Source organism: Stagnihabitans lacustris (assembly GCF_025950525.1).
Lineage (GTDB): Bacteria > Pseudomonadota > Alphaproteobacteria > Rhodobacterales > Rhodobacteraceae > Stagnihabitans.
The window spans coordinates 331,121-349,432 of sequence record NZ_JAPDGS010000002.1 but is presented as its reverse complement, the minus strand read 5'-3'; the positions used below and the strand labels follow the sequence as shown (position 1 = coordinate 349,432).

General features: G+C 64.3%; 16 protein-coding genes and 1 pseudogene. 9 read left to right on the top strand and 8 right to left on the bottom strand.

What is annotated here, in order from left to right; genetic code table 11:
- The first annotated feature begins 1 nt into the window (after position 1).
- The 6 genes and pseudogenes from NX862_RS06280 to tnpC all read left to right on the top strand — a co-directional run bounded on the left by NX862_RS06280 (position 2) and on the right by tnpC (position 4,533).
- Complete coding sequence (locus tag NX862_RS06280) at positions 2-535, top strand: isochorismatase family protein (protein ID WP_264493026.1); 534 nt, start codon at positions 2-4, stop codon at positions 533-535.
- Entirely contained in the window at positions 532-1,143 is a 612-nt protein-coding gene (locus NX862_RS06275; RefSeq protein ID WP_264493025.1) for a DUF2927 domain-containing protein, read from the top strand. Before NX862_RS06280 ends, NX862_RS06275 begins: the two co-directional genes overlap by 4 nt.
- Before the next feature lie 55 nt (positions 1,144-1,198).
- Positions 1,199-1,855: a PAS domain-containing protein gene (locus NX862_RS06270; RefSeq protein ID WP_264493024.1), complete on the top strand. Its 657-nt coding sequence runs from the start codon at positions 1,199-1,201 to the stop codon at positions 1,853-1,855.
- Positions 1,856-2,062: 207 nt separating this feature from the next.
- Positions 2,063-2,476 (top strand): IS66-like element accessory protein TnpA, encoded by a 414-nt coding sequence (gene tnpA / locus NX862_RS19445; protein ID WP_413694539.1) that lies wholly within the window; start codon positions 2,063-2,065, stop codon positions 2,474-2,476.
- Positions 2,473-2,823 carry an IS66 family insertion sequence element accessory protein TnpB gene (gene tnpB / locus NX862_RS06255; RefSeq protein ID WP_264493023.1) on the top strand — a complete coding sequence of 117 codons (351 nt, stop codon included), beginning with the start codon at positions 2,473-2,475 and terminating at the stop codon, positions 2,821-2,823. The genes tnpA and tnpB overlap by 4 nt, the downstream gene beginning before the upstream one ends.
- Positions 2,824-2,881: 58 nt before the next feature.
- Positions 2,882-4,533: pseudogene (gene tnpC, locus NX862_RS06250) on the top strand (IS66 family transposase).
- A 194-nt stretch (positions 4,534-4,727) separates the two neighbouring features.
- On the opposite strand, the gene NX862_RS06245 reads toward tnpC, so the two are convergent.
- The 8 genes from NX862_RS06245 to NX862_RS06210 form a co-directional block, all read right to left on the bottom strand.
- Positions 4,728-5,825 carry a flagellar basal body P-ring protein FlgI gene (locus NX862_RS06245; RefSeq protein WP_264493022.1) on the bottom strand — a complete coding sequence of 366 codons (1,098 nt, stop codon included), beginning with the start codon at positions 5,823-5,825 and terminating at the stop codon, positions 4,728-4,730.
- On the bottom strand, positions 5,825-6,832 hold the full coding sequence (locus NX862_RS06240) for a flagellin (protein ID WP_264493021.1): 1,008 nt from the start codon (positions 6,830-6,832) through the stop codon (positions 5,825-5,827). The genes NX862_RS06245 and NX862_RS06240 overlap by 1 nt, the downstream gene beginning before the upstream one ends.
- Before the next feature lies 1 nt (position 6,833).
- Entirely contained in the window at positions 6,834-8,291 is a 1,458-nt protein-coding gene (gene flgK / locus NX862_RS06235) for a flagellar hook-associated protein FlgK (RefSeq protein WP_264493020.1), read from the bottom strand.
- Positions 8,292-8,300: 9 nt separating this feature from the next.
- The gene (locus NX862_RS06230; protein ID WP_264493019.1) at positions 8,301-9,602 is read right to left on the bottom strand and encodes a flagellar hook protein FlgE; all 1,302 of its coding nucleotides are present in this window, start codon (positions 9,600-9,602) and stop codon (positions 8,301-8,303) included.
- 87 nt (positions 9,603-9,689) lie between these two features.
- The gene (locus NX862_RS06225; protein WP_264493018.1) at positions 9,690-10,517 is read right to left on the bottom strand and encodes a flagellar motor protein MotB; all 828 of its coding nucleotides are present in this window, start codon (positions 10,515-10,517) and stop codon (positions 9,690-9,692) included.
- 120 nt (positions 10,518-10,637) lie between these two features.
- On the bottom strand, positions 10,638-11,510 hold the full coding sequence (locus NX862_RS06220; RefSeq protein ID WP_264493017.1) for a hypothetical protein: 873 nt from the start codon (positions 11,508-11,510) through the stop codon (positions 10,638-10,640).
- Positions 11,511-11,681: 171 nt separating this feature from the next.
- On the bottom strand, positions 11,682-13,703 hold the full coding sequence (locus tag NX862_RS06215; protein WP_264493016.1) for an NADH:flavin oxidoreductase: 2,022 nt from the start codon (positions 13,701-13,703) through the stop codon (positions 11,682-11,684).
- A 152-nt stretch (positions 13,704-13,855) separates the two neighbouring features.
- Positions 13,856-14,497, bottom strand: a complete 642-nt coding sequence (locus NX862_RS06210; protein ID WP_264493015.1) for a hypothetical protein — start codon at positions 14,495-14,497, stop codon at positions 13,856-13,858.
- A 143-nt stretch (positions 14,498-14,640) separates the two neighbouring features.
- On the opposite strand from NX862_RS06210, the gene NX862_RS06205 reads away from it, so the two are divergent.
- The 3 genes from NX862_RS06205 to NX862_RS06195 all read left to right on the top strand — a co-directional run bounded on the left by NX862_RS06205 (position 14,641) and on the right by NX862_RS06195 (position 18,129).
- Positions 14,641-15,255, top strand: coding sequence for a TetR/AcrR family transcriptional regulator (locus NX862_RS06205; RefSeq protein WP_264493014.1), 615 nt, complete (start codon positions 14,641-14,643; stop codon positions 15,253-15,255).
- A gap of 31 nt (positions 15,256-15,286) precedes the next feature.
- A complete protein-coding gene (locus tag NX862_RS06200; protein WP_264493013.1) occupies positions 15,287-16,465 on the top strand; it encodes a winged helix-turn-helix domain-containing protein in 1,179 nt (392 codons plus the stop codon).
- A 185-nt stretch (positions 16,466-16,650) separates the two neighbouring features.
- Complete coding sequence (locus NX862_RS06195; protein ID WP_264493012.1) at positions 16,651-18,129, top strand: NAD-dependent succinate-semialdehyde dehydrogenase; 1,479 nt, start codon at positions 16,651-16,653, stop codon at positions 18,127-18,129.
- Positions 18,130-18,312 lie beyond the last annotated feature (183 nt).

Below are 18,312 nucleotides of genomic sequence, written 5' to 3'. Positions count from 1 at the left end.
GGTGCGGACGCTGATCGTCATCGACCTGCAAGAGGCCATGCGCGCCGAACGCTCTGTCGACTGGCCTTGGGCCAATGACGCGGCCCCCACTGTGGCGGGGCGACTTCTGGATCATGCGCGGGCCCGGGGCTGGCGCGTGATCCATGTCCACCACCACGGCGATGATCCTGCCGACGGCTTTCACCCCTTGAACCCGCTTTGCGCGGCCATGGCAGAGGTCACGCCCCTGCCCGGCGAAGAGATCGTGGTGAAACGCGGCTCCTCGGCCTTTATCGGCACGGACCTGGCCGAGCGGCTGTCCGGCCCCCTGCTGATCTGCGGCGGCGAGGCGAACATGTGCGTCGAAAGCACCGCACGCATGGCGGGGAACCTGGGCTTCGCGGTCACGCTGGTCACGGATGCGCTGGTCTGCTTTCCACGCCGGGCGCAGGACGGCCGGGTCTTCCCTCCGCAAGCCGTTCTGGATATGAGCCTGGCCAATCTGCGCAGCTTTGCCCGGGCTGCCACCTCCGAAGAAATCCTGTCCCTGCCATGACGCCCGACACGATCACCCAAGCCTTCACCCATCCCGCGGGCTTTCGTTTTGCGCGCTGGGGGCGGCCCATCGTGCCGGTGGTCTTTGGTGTCGAAGATGCCACGCTGGCCGTCGTCAAGGGTGCCATCGAGGCCGTGGTGACGCTGGCCGGTCACAAGATGGCCGAGACCGATCCCGAGCTGGGCGCCAATCTGATGGTGTTTTTCTTCCGCGATTGGACAGAGCTGCCGCAGGTTCCGAACCTGGACCGGCTGGTGCCCGACCTTGCGCCGCTATGTGCGCGCCTGGCCGCCGAGGGCGCACATCACTACCGCCTGTTCCGTTTTGACGATCAGGGCGCAATCCGGGCCTGTTTCACCTTTCTGTGCATGGGGGGCGCGCTGGCGGACCTGCCGGCCGAAGACCTTGCCCTGTCCGAGGCCGCGCGGATGATCCTGCTGTGGGGGCCGGATGCGCCGGCCTTTCTGGCGCGGACGGCAGGGGTGACGGTGTTGTCGCCCGATGTCGCCGCCCTGATCCGCGCCGCCTATGATCCGATCCTGCCCACCTTTAGCCCGGACCCGATCCAGGCCTTGCGTCTGGCGGCGCGGATATCGCTTCGCGCTTAGGTCTTGGTTAACACCTTGGCGGCTAGTCTGGGACGCGCAGCAGAAGGTGTGACGCATGTTGGACGATTCGATTCCAGAGCTGGAGATCATCCACTCCATCGTGAACCGGATGAACGGGTTTCTGTATCGCTGTCGGAACGACAAGGATTACACGATGATGTTCATGGCGGGCGAAGTGCGCCGCCTGACCGGACATGACCCCCAGGCCTTCACCGGCGCCGGGCGGTCCTATACGTCGCAGACCCATCCCGAAGACCTGCAATCGGTCTATGACGCGGTCGATGCCGCCTTGGCGGAGAAGGGCAATTGGAACGTGGATTACCGGATCATCCGGCCCGATGGCTCTGCCATCTGGGTGCAGGAAATCGGCGGCGGGGTCTATCAGGGCGACGAGCTTTTGTATCTTGAAGGCGCGGTGATCGACGCCGACCGCGCACGGTTGGCCGAGCTGCACAACATCCAGATGCTGGCGGCGATTTCGCAAAAGGCGCGCGCGCTTTTGGGCAATACCGTCCCAATCGTAGAGGTTTTGCGCACCCTGCGGATTCTGGCCATCAATGCCAGGCTCGAGGCCGGGCGCGCTGGCCAATTCGGCGCCAGCTTTGGCTTTGTCGCGCATGAGGTGTCGCGCCTGGCCGAGGAAACTTCGGTCCTGGCCGAAAAGATCGCCGATGTGACGGGCGAGTTGCAGGACTTGTTGAAGGCGGGCTGACCATACGATCGGATCCAGGCCGGGGGTCAAACCCCAAGCCCCGGGACAGGCCAGGTCGGCCGCCCGGGGTTTTGCTTTTGCGCGTCGGGGACCTTGGGGGCAGGCAGGCGAAGCAGCAACAGACTGGCCCCCTTGACCGGCTTTGCGTAAGCCTCCGGTTCCGGCCGTCTGATGCCATTGGCTGATGTCAGCTAAGACGCTGACCTTATGGATGACTCTAAGTTCAGATCACAGGTTGAGGTTCTCTCGGTCGTCGACAAAGGTCGGCGGCGGGAATGGACGGATGCGGAGAAGGTTCGGATCGTCGAGGAGAGCTTGCGCGGGTTTCGGCAGTGCTCGGCGACGGCGCGGCGGCATGGGATCTCGCGGGCTCTATTGACGCGGTGGCGTCGGGATTACAGGGCCGGGCGGCTTGCCTGCGACAGGCGGCCCCAATTCCTTGCAGTGGAGGTCGCCTCGGAGATGGCTCTGAAGTCAGTGCCGCCGTCGGCGCTCGGTTCGGATGCTGGTCGTGGTGATCGCATCGAGATCACCCTGGGCAATGGGCGCAAGCTCGCGGTCGGTGTGACGATCGACCCGATGGCTCTGGCGCGCCTCGTTCAGGTCTTGGATCGGGCATGATCGCGTTTCCGGCGGCAGCAAAGGTCTGGATTGCGGGCGGCGCGACCGACATGCGGTGCGGGATGAACAGCCTCGCGCTGAAGGTCCAACAGGGGCTTGGGTGTGATCCGCACGGCGGGGAGATCTTCTGCTTCCGGGGGCGCAAGGGCGATCTGATCAAGGTGCTTTGGCACGACGGGGTCGGCATGTCGCTTTATCTCAAGCGGCTGGAGGCCGGGACGTTCATCTGGCCCGTCAGTGAGAACGGAACCGCGGTCCAGGTCTCGGCGGCCCAACTGGGCTATCTCCTGGAAGGCATAGACTGGCACAATCCGCGATGGACGCAGAGGCCTGCATCGGCAGGATAACGGCTCGTTTCCCTTTGTTTTATTGGCGTATTCCACCCCGACATGGTAATCCTCCCCCTTGCCTGCGAGCCCTTCAGAGATCGTGCTTTTGCGTGCCGCCCTCGCGGCTGCAGAGGCGCGGACCGCCGCTGCCGAGCAAGAATTGACGCGGAGCCGCGCCGTGATCTCGGCCTCCGAGGACATGATCCGCCACCTCCGGCTGGAGATCGCCAAGCTTCGGCGCGAACAGGCAGGGCGTGAGTTCCGAACGCCGCGCCCGGCTGATCGAGCAGCGGGCCGATGCAGCTCGAAGACCTGGAGACGGACATCGCCGTAGGCGGGGTCAAGCCGGGGGTGGAAGCGCCGAGATCCGTGGTCGGGGCCTTTGAGCGTCGCCGCCCAGGGCGCAAACCCTTCCCCGAGCATCTCCCGCGCGAGCGCGTCGTGATCGAGGCCCCCAACGCCTGCACCTGTTGCGGCTCGGGGCGCATCGTGAAGATGGGCGAGGACATCACCGAGACCTTGGAGGTCGTTCCCCGGCAGTGGAAGGTCATCCAGACCGTCCGCGAGAAGTTCACCTGCCGGGACTGTGAGAAGATCAGCCAGCCGCCCGCGCCATTCCACCCCACGCCCCGGGGTTGGGCGGGGCCCAACCTGCTGGCCACGATCCTCTTCGAGAAGTTTGGGCAGCATCTGCCCCTGAACCGCCAAGCCGAGCGTTTTGCCAAGGAAGGCGTCGAGATCAGCCTCTCGACCCTGGCAGATCAGGTGGGCACATGCGCCGAGGCTCTGGCCCCGATCCACGCGCTGATCCGCCCCCATGTTCTCGCCGCCAAGCGGCTGCACGCCGACGACACGACCGTGCCGCTTCTGGCCAAGGGCGGCGCCGCGACAGCCCGGCTTTGGACCTATGTTCGCGACGACCGCCCCTTCGGGGGCGGGGCGCCACCGGCGGCGCTCTATTACTTCTCGACAGATCGCAGGAAGGAACATCCGACCAAGCATCTCGCCGGCTGGACGGGCATCCTCCAGGCCGATGCATACGGCGGCTACAATGACCTCTACAGGGCGGATCACAAACCTGCCCCGGTGCTCAGCGCGCTGTGCTGGTCCCATGCCCGGCGCAAGTTCTTCGAGCTTGCCGACATCAAGGCCACTGCCCGCAAAGGCAAAAAGGTCGCCGAGGAGATCTCGCCTGTGGCGCTGGAGGCCGTCAACCGCTTCGATGCCATCTTCGAGGTCGAGCGCGGGAGTGAGCCATTGGGCGCCATTGGTCCGAGCCCAATGGCGAACGGGCTGGATGCCCAGGCACGCCGCAATGCCCGCCACGACCTGGTCCGCCCGCTCGTTGAAGACCTGCACGACTGGCTCAAGGCTGAACGATCCCGCATGTCCAAGCACAACCCGGTCGCCAAGGCGATCAACTACATGTTCGAGGAAACTGGCCGCTGGGAGGCCTTCACCCGGTTCCTCGACGACGGCCGCATTTGTCTCACGAACAACGCGGCAGAGCGCGCCCTGCGCGGCGCGGCCCTGGGACGCAAGGCCTGGCTCTTCGCGGGCTCCGCCCGCGGCGGGGAACGCGCAGCCTTCATGTATTCCCTGATCGTCACCGCCAAGATGAACGACGTTGACCCACAGGCCTGGCTCGCAGATGTCCTCGCCAAACTACCGGGCACAACACCCTCACGCCTGACGGGTCTCCTGCCATGGAACTGGAAAACCAAATAGCCACGGCCTAGACCGGAGGCTTACAGTTCGTCGCGGCATCGGCAAAGAGGGCAGGCTCCGCCAAAAGCAGGGCATGGGCTGCATCGGGTTGGACCGAAAGGGTCTTGCGCCCCCGTCTAAAGCTTCCCCTGGCCTACAGACCACTGGCCTACAGACCACTGGCCGGCAAACCCAAGGCGGTCGCCCCCCCGCCCTCAGTTCACCACGAATTCGGCATGCAGGGCGCCGGCGGCGTTGATGCTTTTCAGGATGTTGATCATGTCGCCCGGCGCCACGCCCAAGGCGTTCAGCCCGGCCACGACCTCCGACAGGCTGGCGCCACCTTGCACCTCGGCCAGGCCTTTGCCCTGTTCCTGCTGGATCTCGGCATTGCTGCGCGGCACCACGATGGTCTCCCCTTCCGAGAAAGGGTTGGGCTGCACGACCACGGGCGCCTCCTCGACCTTCAGGGTCAGGTTGCCCTGAGCGATGGCGACATGGCTGATGCGAACATCGTCATCCATGACGATGGTGCCGCTGCGTTGATCGACCACGACGCGGGCCCGCGCCTCTGGCTCGACCAGCAGGTTTTCCAACTGGGCCAGGACATGGGCCGTCGAACCCGCCCCGGTGGCCGCAATGTCCAGCGACACGGTGCCGGAATCCAGCATCTGCGCCGGACGGCCGCCAAAGGCGGCGTTGATCACGGCTTCGATCCGCGAGGCGGTGGTAAAATCGGGCTGGCGCAGAGCCAGGCGCACCGTGCTCATCTGATTGAAATCGAACTGAACTTCGCGTTCGACCCGCGCCCCAGAGGGGATCGACCCCGAGGTCGGCACGCCTTTGGTGACACTTGCGGCCTCCCCTTCGGCAACGATGCCGCCGGCGATGATCGCGCCCTGGGCCACAGCATAGATCTGCCCGTCCGCGCCGTTCAGCGGCGTCATGACCAGCGTTCCGCCCAACAGGCTTTTCGCGTCGCCAATGGCCGAAACGGTGACGTCAACCTTGCCGCCCGCCCGGGCGAAAGGCGGCAGGCTGGCGGTGACGAAGACAGCGGCGACGTTCTTGGGCTGGAACTGCTCGCCGGTGACATTGACGCCCAAACGCTCCAGCAGGTTGGACATGATTTCCTCGGTGAAGGGCGAGTTGCGCAGGCCATCCCCCGTGCCGTTCAACCCCACGACCAGGCCATAGCCCACAAGGTCGTTGCCCCGCACCCCGTCGAATTCGACAAGGTCCTTGATCCGGATTTCACCGGCCCAGGCAGGAAGCGCAAACAGAATCAACAGGATGGCCAGGATATGCCGCATCAGAGGTAATCCACCAGGCTTAGCCGAGAGGCGCGGGAGGTCAGGGTGTAAAGCTTTTCCAATTGTCCTTGCGTCTCTTGGTATTTGGCGGCCACCGCATAGGGATCGACCGACAAAAGGTTCAGCCGCGCCGTCTCCAGCGCGTTCTTTTCGGCGTCATTGCGGGTGGCGGCGTTTTGCATCGCGGCTTCTGTCGTGCCAAGACGCGCGGTCAGGCTGGCCAACATCTGCTGCGTGCCGATCAGGCTTTCGCCCGCCCGTTTCATCAGGTCAGACCGCCCGGTGGTCGAGCCCGCCAAGACGCCCTCGGCCAAAAGCCCCGCCATGGCCGTGCCCTTGATCGCCGCGACCACGGCCGGGTCCATGCCGGTGATGTCGATCTGGGCCGTCTCATCCGGGCCGATCTGAACCGCGTTGGTCGCCCCGCTGCCCTTATACATCACGGCCTGAAACCCGGCCGGATCGGCAAAGAAATCCTCGACCGCGGCCGCAACCCCGGCCGAAGTCAGAGCACCAGAGGCGGTGACGGCATCCTTCAGCGCGACCATCAGATCTTCGGCACTGCCAAAGGGGCTGACATCGGTGGCGGTGCCGGAAAACAGCGCCCTTTCCCCAATGCGCGAATTCAGCGCCGAGAGGCTGGATTGCAGGGTCGACATGGCCTGATCGGCCAAAGCGTCGATGCGCAGGTCCGATTGCGAGGAGACCCCGGCCAAAAGCGCCGCCCCCAGCGCCTTGGTCTGATCAGTCACCGTTGACAAGGCGGTCTGCATCCCGCTGGTCAGGATCAACTGTTCGGTGGTCACGTTGCGAAAGGCCTCGATCTGGTTCAAGCGCGATTCGATCCCGGCCAACTGCACATAGTTGCCCTTCAGCCGCGTGGTCTTGTCGGCGGTCAGGCCCGTCGTCGCCTCGACCGACAATTCGTTCATCTGGCTGCGCAGACGCGTGCCATGCCGCGTCATGATGCGGAACTGTGCAAGATCGCCCAAGGTGAAGTAGGACATCTTAGAGCTCCATCAATAGGTTGATCATTTCATCGACCGATTTCAGAACCTTGGCATTGGCCGCATAGGCATGTTCGATCTGCAACAGCATTTCGGTTTCCTGATCGGTGTCGACGCCGTCTTGCGCCTCGATCTGTTCGAACGTGTCAAGCCGGGCCGCGCTATAGGCGGTCTGGCCCTGAGCCGAGACCAGATCAGACGAAACCTGCGACAAGAAATCCCCCGCCAGGACCGAATAGCTGCGCGCCCCACCGATGAACTGGCCCGAGCCCGGCGCGCGCAGCGAGGTCAGCGCCGTCCGCATGTCGGTGATCAGCGCGTTGTTGCCACGCTCCCCCTCGACCGTGGCACCAAGACCGTCGCGCAGCCGCCACAGGGCGCCGCCCGCGGCCGGATCAACCGCGCCATTCACCGCAAGACGCTGGGCGAAGCCCACCTCGTCGGCGGTGTCAAAGGCCGCGCCGGCATCGGTGAAAAGCCCCGCATCGCCGGGCAAACGGGTCGCATCCAGCCCGCTGGCCTGAAACCTTTCGACCAGGTCGCGCGCCACGGCGTCCAACTGGGTCTGCGCCTCGGTCCCCAATTCGTCGCGCACCGCGAACTCTGCCGCCAGCGACCCGCCCCGGATCACAGAACTCGGCCCCCCGCTGCTGATCGGGCGCCCGTTCAGCGTCAGGCCCGAAAGCCCGCCCGATGCCTGGGTCATCTCGGGAACGATGGTGTTGGTCTTGGTAAAGCCAAAGACCGCCGCGGCGCCATCGACCAGCACCGCCCCCCCCGTCGCATAAAGCGCGATGGAGCCGTCGCCCTTGTCGGACACCCGCAGTGGCACGATCGAGGAAATCCGGTCCAGAACCTGTTGGCGCATGTCCAACAGCGCAGAAGTATCCTGCCCCAGCCCCCAGCCGCGGCGGATTTGCACGTTCAGTTCGACGACCTTGGACAGGCCGTCGTTCAGCTGCGTGACCTGGGCGTCAATCTCGTTGTCGGCGGCCAGGCGCGCGGATTGGACATCCTTGCCCATCCCGTTCAGCCCGGTCGCAAGACCCTTGGCCGCATTCAGGACCGCCTGCAACCGCGCCTCGGATTCGGGATGCGAGGCGGCCTGGGTCAGGGCCGTGTCAAAGGCCGAAATCCGGCCGCTCAGCGAATAAGCCAGATCGGGCGTGCCGATCGAAGTCTCGATCTTTTGGTAAAAGTCGGTGCGGGCGTCGGTGTCGCCCGCAGCGGCCTGGGCCAGTCTGCGGTCGGCGATGATGGGCAGGTTTTCCACCCGTTTCACCCCCACGACCTGCACCCCCTGTCCGGCGGTGCCGACGATACGCGAGGCGACAACCAATTCGCGCCGCGCGTATCCCGGGGTGGTGGCATTGGCGATATTCGACGACACCAACTCCGCAGCGCGAGAGGCTGCCGTCAGGCCGGAAAGCGCACTGGCAAGCGTGTTGGAGATCGTCATGGCTTATCCTCAACGCTTCAGATTTGCGGTTTCCTGCAGCATTTCATCGACCGTCTGGATGACCTTGACGTTCGAGGAATAGGCCCGCTGCGTGGTGATCAGGTTGGTCAGTTCGGTCGTCACATCGGTGGTCGACTGTTCCTGGCTGTAGCCGACCATCTTGCCGGTCGGACCATCGCCCGAATCCCACAGATAGAAGGCCCCCGATTCGGCCGAAATCTCATAGGTCTGATCCGAATGGGAAATCAGCCCGTTCGGATTGGGCACATCGACCACCGGGATCTGATAGATGACCTTGGAGAAGCCCTGGTCATAATTGGCAGTCAGATAGCCGTTGTCGTCGATGTTCACGCTGACGAGGCGGGCCACCGGGGTGCCGTTGATCGCCTTGCCGATGGGGGCGAAGTCCTGGCTCAGCTGCGTCATGCCGCCCGTCACGCCGACGGCCCCGATGTTCATGTTGATATTGCCGCCGCCGACGGTCAGGGGGATAATCCCGGTCGCCGGGTCATAGTCCGCCCCGCTGACCGTCGTGACCGAAGCAAGCGTCCCGCCCGAGGCCTGCGAGCTGTCGAAGGCCACGGTATATTCCGCAATCACGGCATCATCCGAGGCGCTGTCGCGAATCGTCATGGTCCATTCGTTCGACCGACCCGTGGCCGGAACCGTGGGGGTAAAGGTATAATGCAGCGTCTCGGACGTGCCGAGGTTGCCGGCATATTGCACCGTCATTTCCCAGGGATCGCCATCCGCCCCCGACGCGGTAGAGGTCGCGGGCAGGTTGGCCGACAGCGACAGTTCCGTCGTCGGGTTCGAGATATACTGGTTGGTGTCCAGCCGCACCGGCTGCAGCGCCGACATCGTGTCGCGCGGATAGTTGCCAAGCGACCCGTCCGGATTGGCCACCCAACCCATCAGCACCTTGCCGGTCGAGGTCCGCAAGACCCCCTCGGCATCGGGCTTGAACGACCCGGTCGTGGTCAGCGAGATCGGCAGATCGGCCCCCCGATTGACCGCGTCGATCGTGGTCACGGCCATGAAGCCGCGCCCGTCGATGGCAAAGTCGGTGGAATTCGTCGTGCCGATCAGCGGCCCGTGTTCGTCGATCAACCGATACGAGGTTGATCGCACACCACCCGCCGAATAGGCCGTGGACAAGTCCCCCTGCACCACGACCGAATAGAAATCCGCAGTGGCCTTTTTATAGCCATAGGTGGACGAGTTCGCGATATTGTCCGAAATCGTGGACAGGCGGTTTGCGTTGGCGTTAAGCCCCGCAACCCCCGCATTGAGCGAAGAAGTAATCGTCATCGACAGCGCCTTTCTGCAGCTCGATCTTACCCGATCACGCTGTCAGAGCCGCCTTAACATCCACCTAACAGATAAAAAGCCCCGCTTTTACCTGTTCTTTCGCAGCAAGATCATCTCGATCCGGTTGTTGCGCAGCGCCGTCGGGTCCGAGGTCGCGGGCTTGCGGTCGCCATGCCCTTCGACGCGGGCGATGCGCTCCTTGTCGGTGCCCGACCCTTCCATCAGCTGCCGCATGACCTGCGCGCGGTCGGTTGACAGCGACCAGGTCGGGTTCTTTTTCATCATCACCGGATAGGCCTTGACGAAACCCGCCACCGCGACCCGGTTGGTCGAGGCCGCAAACACCTCAGAGATCATCTGTGCCAGTTCGACCGCCAGCTTGGTCGGCTGGGCGCTGTCGGGTTCAAAAAGCGGCGCCTCTTCGGTGTCGAACAGTTCGACCACCAGCCCCTCGTCGGTGACGCGGGTCACGACATGGGACATCATGCTTTTCATCGTGGCGCTTTCGCCGCCATGACCCGACAGCGCGCTTTGCATGTTCGAGATCTGCTCGGCGTCCTTGTCGGACCCGCCATCGTCGCCGCCCACCTTGGAGTCGGGACCCTGGGTCGAGGCCGCCTGGCCAGACCCGTTGAAGGCAAAACTCTCATCGGAAAAGATCGAATCGCCGCCAAAGGCGCCGTTCCCCCCGCCCGAGACGCGGTTGATCGGAATCGTCGGATTGAAGTAATCCGCGATGCCCTTGCGTTGCTTTTCCGTCGTAGCGCCCAACAACCACATCAGCAGAAAGAAGGCCATCATGGCCGTCACGAAGTCCGCATAAGCGACTTTCCACGCACCCCCGTGGTGTCCGCCGCCCGCGATGACTTTCTTTCGTTTGATGATGATGGGCGCGGCATTCCCATTGCCGGCCATAACCACACACCCATGTATTCACACCCAATGCCGATCCTGCGCCAAGGCGGTCAAGATTCCATTAACTTCCGGCATTTTATCTGTTTCGCGCCGGCCGGGGGGTCCGGCGCGTCATGGGTTTCAGGCCGGTTGCGGGTTCCCGCCGGGCCGCCCACTCAGAACCGCCCGGGCGGCAAGCCCGATGTGGCGGTAATCGTTCAGGAATTGCCGCGTGGCCTTGCGGTTCAACTCGCGCTCCAGCCGGATCGGACGCCCCTCGCACAGCGCCTCAAAGGCGCCGGGCAACCCACGAGAGGCCAGGAAATCCGCCACATCGCGCCGCGACAGGGCGCCCGTGCCGGTGATATACAGGTCAAACCGCTGAAAGGCCTGATGGACGCCGTGCAGCCCCAGCCCGTCAAAGCGCGCCAGAACCCGGGCCAGGGTCGCGGCCTCCAGTCCGCAGGCCAGCGCCTGTTCCGAGCGATCAAGCCCCAGGATCGCCAGATAGCGCGCCAGATCGGGCGGCGCCACAAAGCCATAGGGCGCGAAAAGGTCATGGACCGCGCCAGCCTGGGCGCCCAGCGTCACCAGGACCCCGGCCTGACGCAACAGCGCCAGCCAGACCCGCGCCGCCTCGCCGCCAAGGTCGCGGAGCACAAGGCCCTCGGGCCCCTCCAGCTGGGCCAGATCGGCGCCGGGACACAGGCCCGCCAGCCGCTGCCGCAGGGCGACATCCGCCGGATCGGCCAGCCGCAATGACAGGTCAAAGCGCGGCGCCGCCTGATGCAGCGGCCCGACGCGCACCCCCAAAAGCCGCAACAGGGTCAGGCAGGACTCCGAGGCCTGCGCCCGCGTCGCAAGGATCGCCTCGCCGCGCGCCAAAAGCCGCTCTGCCTCGCCAGAGGCAATGCCAAAGGCCCGCGCAAAGGTCTCGCGCGCCACAAGCGCCGCGCCCTCGCCCGCCGAAATCGTCAGCACCACCGCCTCATCGGCGACCCGTTCCACGTCCATGACTTCCCCCGGATGACTGTTTTGCAGCCATCGTCCACACACCACGTCTTCATTGCGTGTCCGGGGCGTTAACGTGGCGTCAATAACAGGGGGAGTTTCCGAAGAAATCGTGGGAAACAGCGCCTTTTAGACAGGTTTGTCCAAAGGCGCTGCATAGGTCTGCAAAAGGCGTCAGATTTCGCTGACCAGGCGCAGCGCGTCATAGATCGCGGCGTGGATGTTGCGCGCCTCGACCGAATCGCCGATGCGATACAGCTGGAACCCTTCCGCCGCGGGCTGCGGGCGATGGCCGATCAGCGCCTCGTAATCCACCGCGCCCTTGTTGGCCGAAAGCGGCTTCAGCGCGAAATACAACTCATCCAGCGGCAAGGTCCCGTGGTTGACAACCACTTGATCGAAATGCCTTTCGATGCCCAGCTTGGCATAGTCGCTGTCGATGGTCGCCTTGATCCGGTTGCCGTCGCGCTCCACGCCCGACAGGCGATAGGTCACGGTGAACGTCACCTTCTTGTCCTGGATCGCCCGCATATAGGGCACCAGGTTCATCGCCATCACATCGGGGGCAAAGGTCCGGTCGGGCGTCATGATCTCGACGGTCGCGCCCGCCTCGGCCAGCTTCTGTGCGGTCTGCAGCGCGGTGTGGTCGCCCGCATCGTCAAACAGCAGCACATTGGTGCCCGGTTTCACATCGCCCGACAGAATGTCCCAGGAACTGACCGTCAATTCGTTGCCAAAGGCCAGGATGTCCTTTTGCGCCATGCCGCCCGTGGCCACGATCACCACATCGGGGGCCAGCGCCGTGACATCCCCCGCCTCGGCCCAGGTGTTGAAGCGGAACGCGACCCCCATCGCCGCGCATTGCGCCATACGCCAGTCGATGATGCCCATCATCTCGGCCCGGCGCTTGGTCTGCGCCAAAAGCCGGACCTGACCGCCGGGGGCATCCGCCGCCTCCAGCACAGTGACACGGTGGCCACGCTCTGCCGCGACCCGGGCAGCCTCCAGCCCCCCCGGCCCGGCGCCGATCACCACGACATGTTTCCGCGCGGGGGCTTTCGGCACCACGTGATGCTCGACCGCTTCACGCCCCGTCGCGGGATTGTGGATGCAAAGCGCCATGCCGCCCTGATAGATGCGGTCCAGGCAATAGGTCGCGCCGACGCAGGGCCGAATGTCATGCTCGCGCCCTTCGACGATCTTTTGCACGATATGCGGATCGGCCATATGCGCCCGCGTCATCCCCACCATATCCAGTTGACCACTGGCCACCGCATGACGCGCGGTCGCCACATCGGGAATCCGTGAGGCATGGAAGGTCGGCATCCCGACCTCGGCCTTCATCCGTCCGGCAAAGTCCAAATGAGGCGCTGACCGCATCCCGTGGATCGGAATGACATCGGTCATCGCAGGGTCCGTATGGATGCGGCCGCGGATGATATTCAGGAAATCGACATTGCCGGAGTCGCGAAACAGCTTGCCAATCGCGATCCCGTCCTCGGCGGTGATGCCGCCTTCGACCTCATCCGCCGTATAGCGCATCCCCAAAAGGAACTGCGGCCCGACCCGGTCGCGGCAAGCCTGCAGCACCTCCAAAGCAAAGCGCGCCCGGTTCTGCAGCGACCCGCCATAGGGCGCCTCCAGGTCGTTGGTAAAGGGCGACATGAACTGATCCAGCAGATGCCCATAGCACTCGAACTCGACCCCATCGAGGCCGGCTTCCTTCATCCGCTCACAGGCATCGGCGAAGTCGCTGATGACACGGGCGATGTCCCAATCCTCCATTCGCTTGGGAAAGGCCCGGTGGGAGGGTTCGCGGGAATGGCTGGCCCCCAGCACCGGCAGCCAATCCCCCTTGTCCCACCGCGTGCGGCGGCCCAGGTGGGTCAGCTGGATCATCACCGCGGCCCCCGCCTCGTGGCAATCATCGGCAATCCGACGCGTCCACGGCACGACCTCGTCCTTATAGGCCAGCACGTTGTTGAACACCGGCGGAGAGTCCTTGGACACCGCCGCCGACCCCGCCGTCATGACCATCGCCACCCCCGCCTTGGCACGCTCCAGGTGGTAAAGCCGGTAGCGGTCCTTGGGCATCCCGTCATCCGGATAGGCCGGCTCATGGCTGGTCGTCATGATGCGGTTGCGAAGCGTCAGATGCTTGAGCTGATAGGGCTGCAGAAGGGGATCGTTCGACATGGGGCCTCCGGGGTTTGGGGGCAGGATGCGGGGAATCGACACAGGTGTCAAGTTTTAAGGCCGGTCAGTCAGGGCCGGCGTGTCGATTGGCAAGCAAGCCACGCGCAGGGCCGTTTGATCCTGAGAGCCGCCGCACCAAGCCGCAGGCCCCCTCAGTCCATCGTGGCCTGCTGCACGTAGGTCGCACCCGTCAAGGCGTTCGGTCCATTTGCCTTAAGATGTGCCTTCACCGCATGAAGCAACGCGGCATCCGTCAGGTATGGTCGAAGGGCTTCAAGCTCAATTTCCGCACGATCGATCCTGTCTACGGCCCATTGAAGCTGCACCGCGGCAGCGTTATCCACCGCACGTCGCTGCGCTGTCCCAAGAATCTCACCCGTTTCAGGCTGGACAATCAAAGAAACCACAGGAGATGAAGCCACCGCTGCCGTCTGGTCAAGCCGTGATGCCTCTGCCTGAAGACGCCCCTCGCGGCTCAATGCTTCCAAAACAAAGTTCTGCGCATCCGTTGCCTGCTTTTCCATTTTCTTGAAGAAATCATCGACACGCCGGAGCAGATCGCGGATCGGCTTTGTATCAGCCAACCTGATCCTTCGACAGTTTTGGGCGCTTTCGTTTAATTGACGGGCAAACCGCTTGGCACGTTCGATATTTTCAGCGGTTTCCAATGTGGTGGGAATTCGGTCGAATGCCTCCAACAACAGGGTGTGGCGCTGCACCAATTCCGCGTTGGCCTCTGCAACGCTGCGTTCGGCCGCGTCGATGTCGATGGCGAAGATATTGCTTTTTGCCAAGTGTGCGCTCCTGAAATTCCAACAAATGAGCCCGCAAGCTGTAAAATCGGCCCGCATTGCAAATTTCCCACGATTCGCCCCGCTACGGAAGTCTGTTCAACACTCCCTTGCCCCCCTCCCCCCCGCCCCCTAGTCTGCGCGTCATGGATACCAAACCCGACAAAGGCTGGCGGGGCACGCCGGAGCTGTGGCTGGATGCCGCCTATGACCTCCTCGTCGAAGGTGGGGTCGAGGCGGTCAAGGTCATGCCCTTGGCGGCCAAACTTGGCCTGTCGCGCACCTCGTTCTACTGGCACTTCCCCGACCGGGAGTCTCTGCTGAGCGGCCTCATCACCAGGTGGGAAAGCCGCAACACCGCGCAACTTCTTGCCCGCTGCGAAGCACCGGCAAAAACCATCGCCGAAGCCATGCTCTCGATCTGCGACCTCTGGATCACCCCCGCGCTTTTTGACTCCCGGCTGGAATTCGCCATCCGCACCTGGGCCCTGACCGACCCCGCGCTGGCCCAGCGCCTGACACAAACCGACACCCTGCGCACCCAGGCCCTGACCGACCTCTTCCTGGCGCATGATTTCCCCGCGCATGAGGCCGAGACCCGCGCCCGCGCGCTTTACCTGACCCAGGTGGGTTACATCGCCATGCGCACCGAAGAGCCGCTTCCCCAGCGCCTGTCCCGCATCCCCGATTACGTCCTGATCTTCTGCGGCCAATCCCCCACGGCCGACGAACTGGCCGCCTTCCGCGCGCGCCACCCATGACCCCAGCCCCCCAAACCCCCGCCCCCGCACCATGCTGACCAACCCCCAGGCCCGCCGGCTGTTCCTGCACGCCCATGCGCTGACCGACAGCCCGACCGGCCCCGCCACGCCACAGCAAATCGGCGACCTCATCCACCGCATCGGTTTTGTCCAGGTCGACAGCATCAACACCGTCGCCCGCGCCCATCACATGATCCTGTGGTCGCGCCGCAACGCCTATCGGCCCGACACCCTGGACAGGCTCCTGGCCCAGCGCCAGCTTTTCGAACACTGGACCCATGACGCCTCGATCATCCCGACCGAATTCCACCCGCAGTGGCACCACCGCTATCAGGCTGCCGAATCCCGGCTGAAGGACAAATGGCAAAGCTGGTTCCGCCCGGGCTATGAGGAACAGTTCGACACGATCCTGACCCGCATCCGCGACGAAGGCCCGCTGACCGTGTCGGATGTCGGCCAGGACGAGGCCTCGGGCAAGGGCGGCTGGTGGGACTGGAAACCGTCGAAAACCGCGCTGGAATGGCTGTGGCGGACGGGCGACCTTGCGATCACCCGGCGGGACGCCTTTCGCAAGGTCTATGACCTGACCGAACGCGTGATCCCCGCCCCGCATCGCCACCAAAGCTCTGACCGCGCCCAGATGATCGACTGGGCCTGCAATTCCGCGCTGGATCGCCTGTCCTTCGCCGATCCCGGCGAATTGCGCGCCTATTGGCACATGATCACCCCCGAAGAGGCGCGCCATTGGGCGGCCCGGAGCCTCGCCCAGGGCACAATCGTCGAAACCGCGCTGCAAGGCGCCAACGGGGCCGAGAAAAAGACCCTGACCCGCCCCGCGACCCTGACCCATACCCCGCCCGAGCCGCCGACACGGCTGCGCATCCTCTCCCCCTTCGATCCCGCCCTGCGTGACCGTGACCGCGCCGAGTTCCTCTTCGGCTTCCGCTACCGGATCGAAGTCTTCGTCCCCGAAGCCAAACGCCAATACGGCTATTACGTCTTCCCCGTGCTGGAAGGAGACCGCCTGATCGCCCGTCTTGACGCCAAGGCCCGCAGGGACAAGGACGCCCTGCACCTGCGCGCCCTTTGGCCAGAGCCGGGTATCACCATGACCAAAACCCGCCAGGCCAAACTGGACGCCGAACTGTCCCGGCTGGCCCAATTCGCAGGCCTGACCCAAGTGACCCGCGAAGATGACTGGCTCCGCTGATGCTTTCACATTGGCTCAAATATCTCTCGGGGTGGGTCCGGGAGGGGCAGACAGCCCCTCCCGGGGCATCCACCAGCACCACCCCAAGTCCAGTGGACTCGAAACCATAAGTCCAGCCCCCAAGCCGAATTGGACAAAGCCCCGCCCCTGCGGCAAACCCATCCCAACCCATGAGGAGTCCCATCATGCTTGACCAAGTCACCGACCTGCGCGCTTTGCTCAAGGACCCGACGCTTCTGCCGAACAAGGCCTATGTCGCGGGCGAATGGGTCGAGGCCGCCGATGGCAAGACCTTTGCCGTCACCAACCCGGCGCGCGGCGATGTCATCGCCCATGTTCCCGACCTGACCCGCGCCGATGCCGCCCGCGCCATTGCCGCCGCCGACAAGGCCCGCCACGGCTGGGCCGCCCATACCGGCAAGGAACGCGCCGCGATCTTGCGCAAATGGTTCGACCTCTGCATGGCCAACCTGGATGACCTGGGCACCATCCTGACCGCCGAACAGGGCAAGCCGGTCGCCGAAGCCAAGGGCGAATGTGCTTACGGCGCCAGCTATATCGAATGGTTCGCCGAAGAGGCCAAGCGCATCTACGGCGAGACGATCCCCGGCCATCAGCGCGACAAGCGCATCACGGTGATCAAACAGCCGATCGGCGTGGCCTGTTCCATCACGCCCTGGAACTTCCCCAACGCGATGATCGCCCGCAAGGCGGCGCCCGCACTCGCCGCCGGCTGCGGCTTTGTCGCAAGGCCCGCCGCCGAAACGCCCCTCTCCGCCATCGCGCTGGCCGTGCTGGCCGAACGCGCCGGCGTGCCCGCTGGCGTCTTCTCGGTCATCACCTCGTCCCGGTCCTCCGACATCGGCAAGGAATTCTGCGAAAACCCCCGCGTCCGCAAGCTGACCTTCACCGGCAGCACGGAAGTTGGCCGCATCCTCCTGCGTCAGGCCGCCGACCAAGTCCTGAAATGCTCGATGGAGCTGGGCGGCAACGCGCCCTTCATCGTGTTTGACGACGCCGATCTGGACAAGGCCGTCGAAGGCGCGATGATCTCGAAGTTCCGCAACAACGGCCAGACCTGCGTTTGTGCGAACCGGATCTATGTCCAGGCCGGGGTCTATGACGCCTTCGCCACGAAACTCGCCGCCGCCGTGGCCAAGCTGTCCATCGGCGACGGGCTGAAGGCGGGCACCACCACCGGGCCCCTGATCAACATGGACGCCGTCGAAAAGGTCGAGGAACACATCGCCGACGTCCTGGCTTCGGGTGGCAAGATCGTCACCGGCGGCAAGCGTCATGCGCTGGGTGGCACCTTCTTTGAACCCACCGTGGTCACGGGCGTGTTGCCGACCGCCAAGGTCGCGACCGAGGAAACTTTCGGCCCCCTCGCCCCCCTGTTCAAATTCGACACCGAAGAGGAAATCATCGCCCGCGCCAATGACACGATCTTTGGCCTGGCCTCCTACTTCTACGCCCAGGACATCGGCCGCATCATCCGCGTCCAGGAACAGCTGGAATATGGCATGGTCGGCGTGAACACCGGCCTGATCTCGACCGAGGTCGCCCCCTTTGGCGGCGTCAAGCAATCCGGCCTCGGCCGCGAGGGCAGCCATCACGGAATCGAGGACTACCTGGAGATGAAATACATCTGCCTTTCGGTCTAAGCGCGCCGCGCGCCGCCAAAGCCAATGCAGGAACACCAAAGGCCCCCGACCAGGGGGCCTTTTCCTTTTTATAGCGATATCAGCGGATTGACCCTTTGTTATCGCCTATCAGGCCGGTGATTTTGTCTAGCACCCCGATTGGCCGCATCTGTGTCCCATCACCAAGGGCCCCGTCATCAAGGG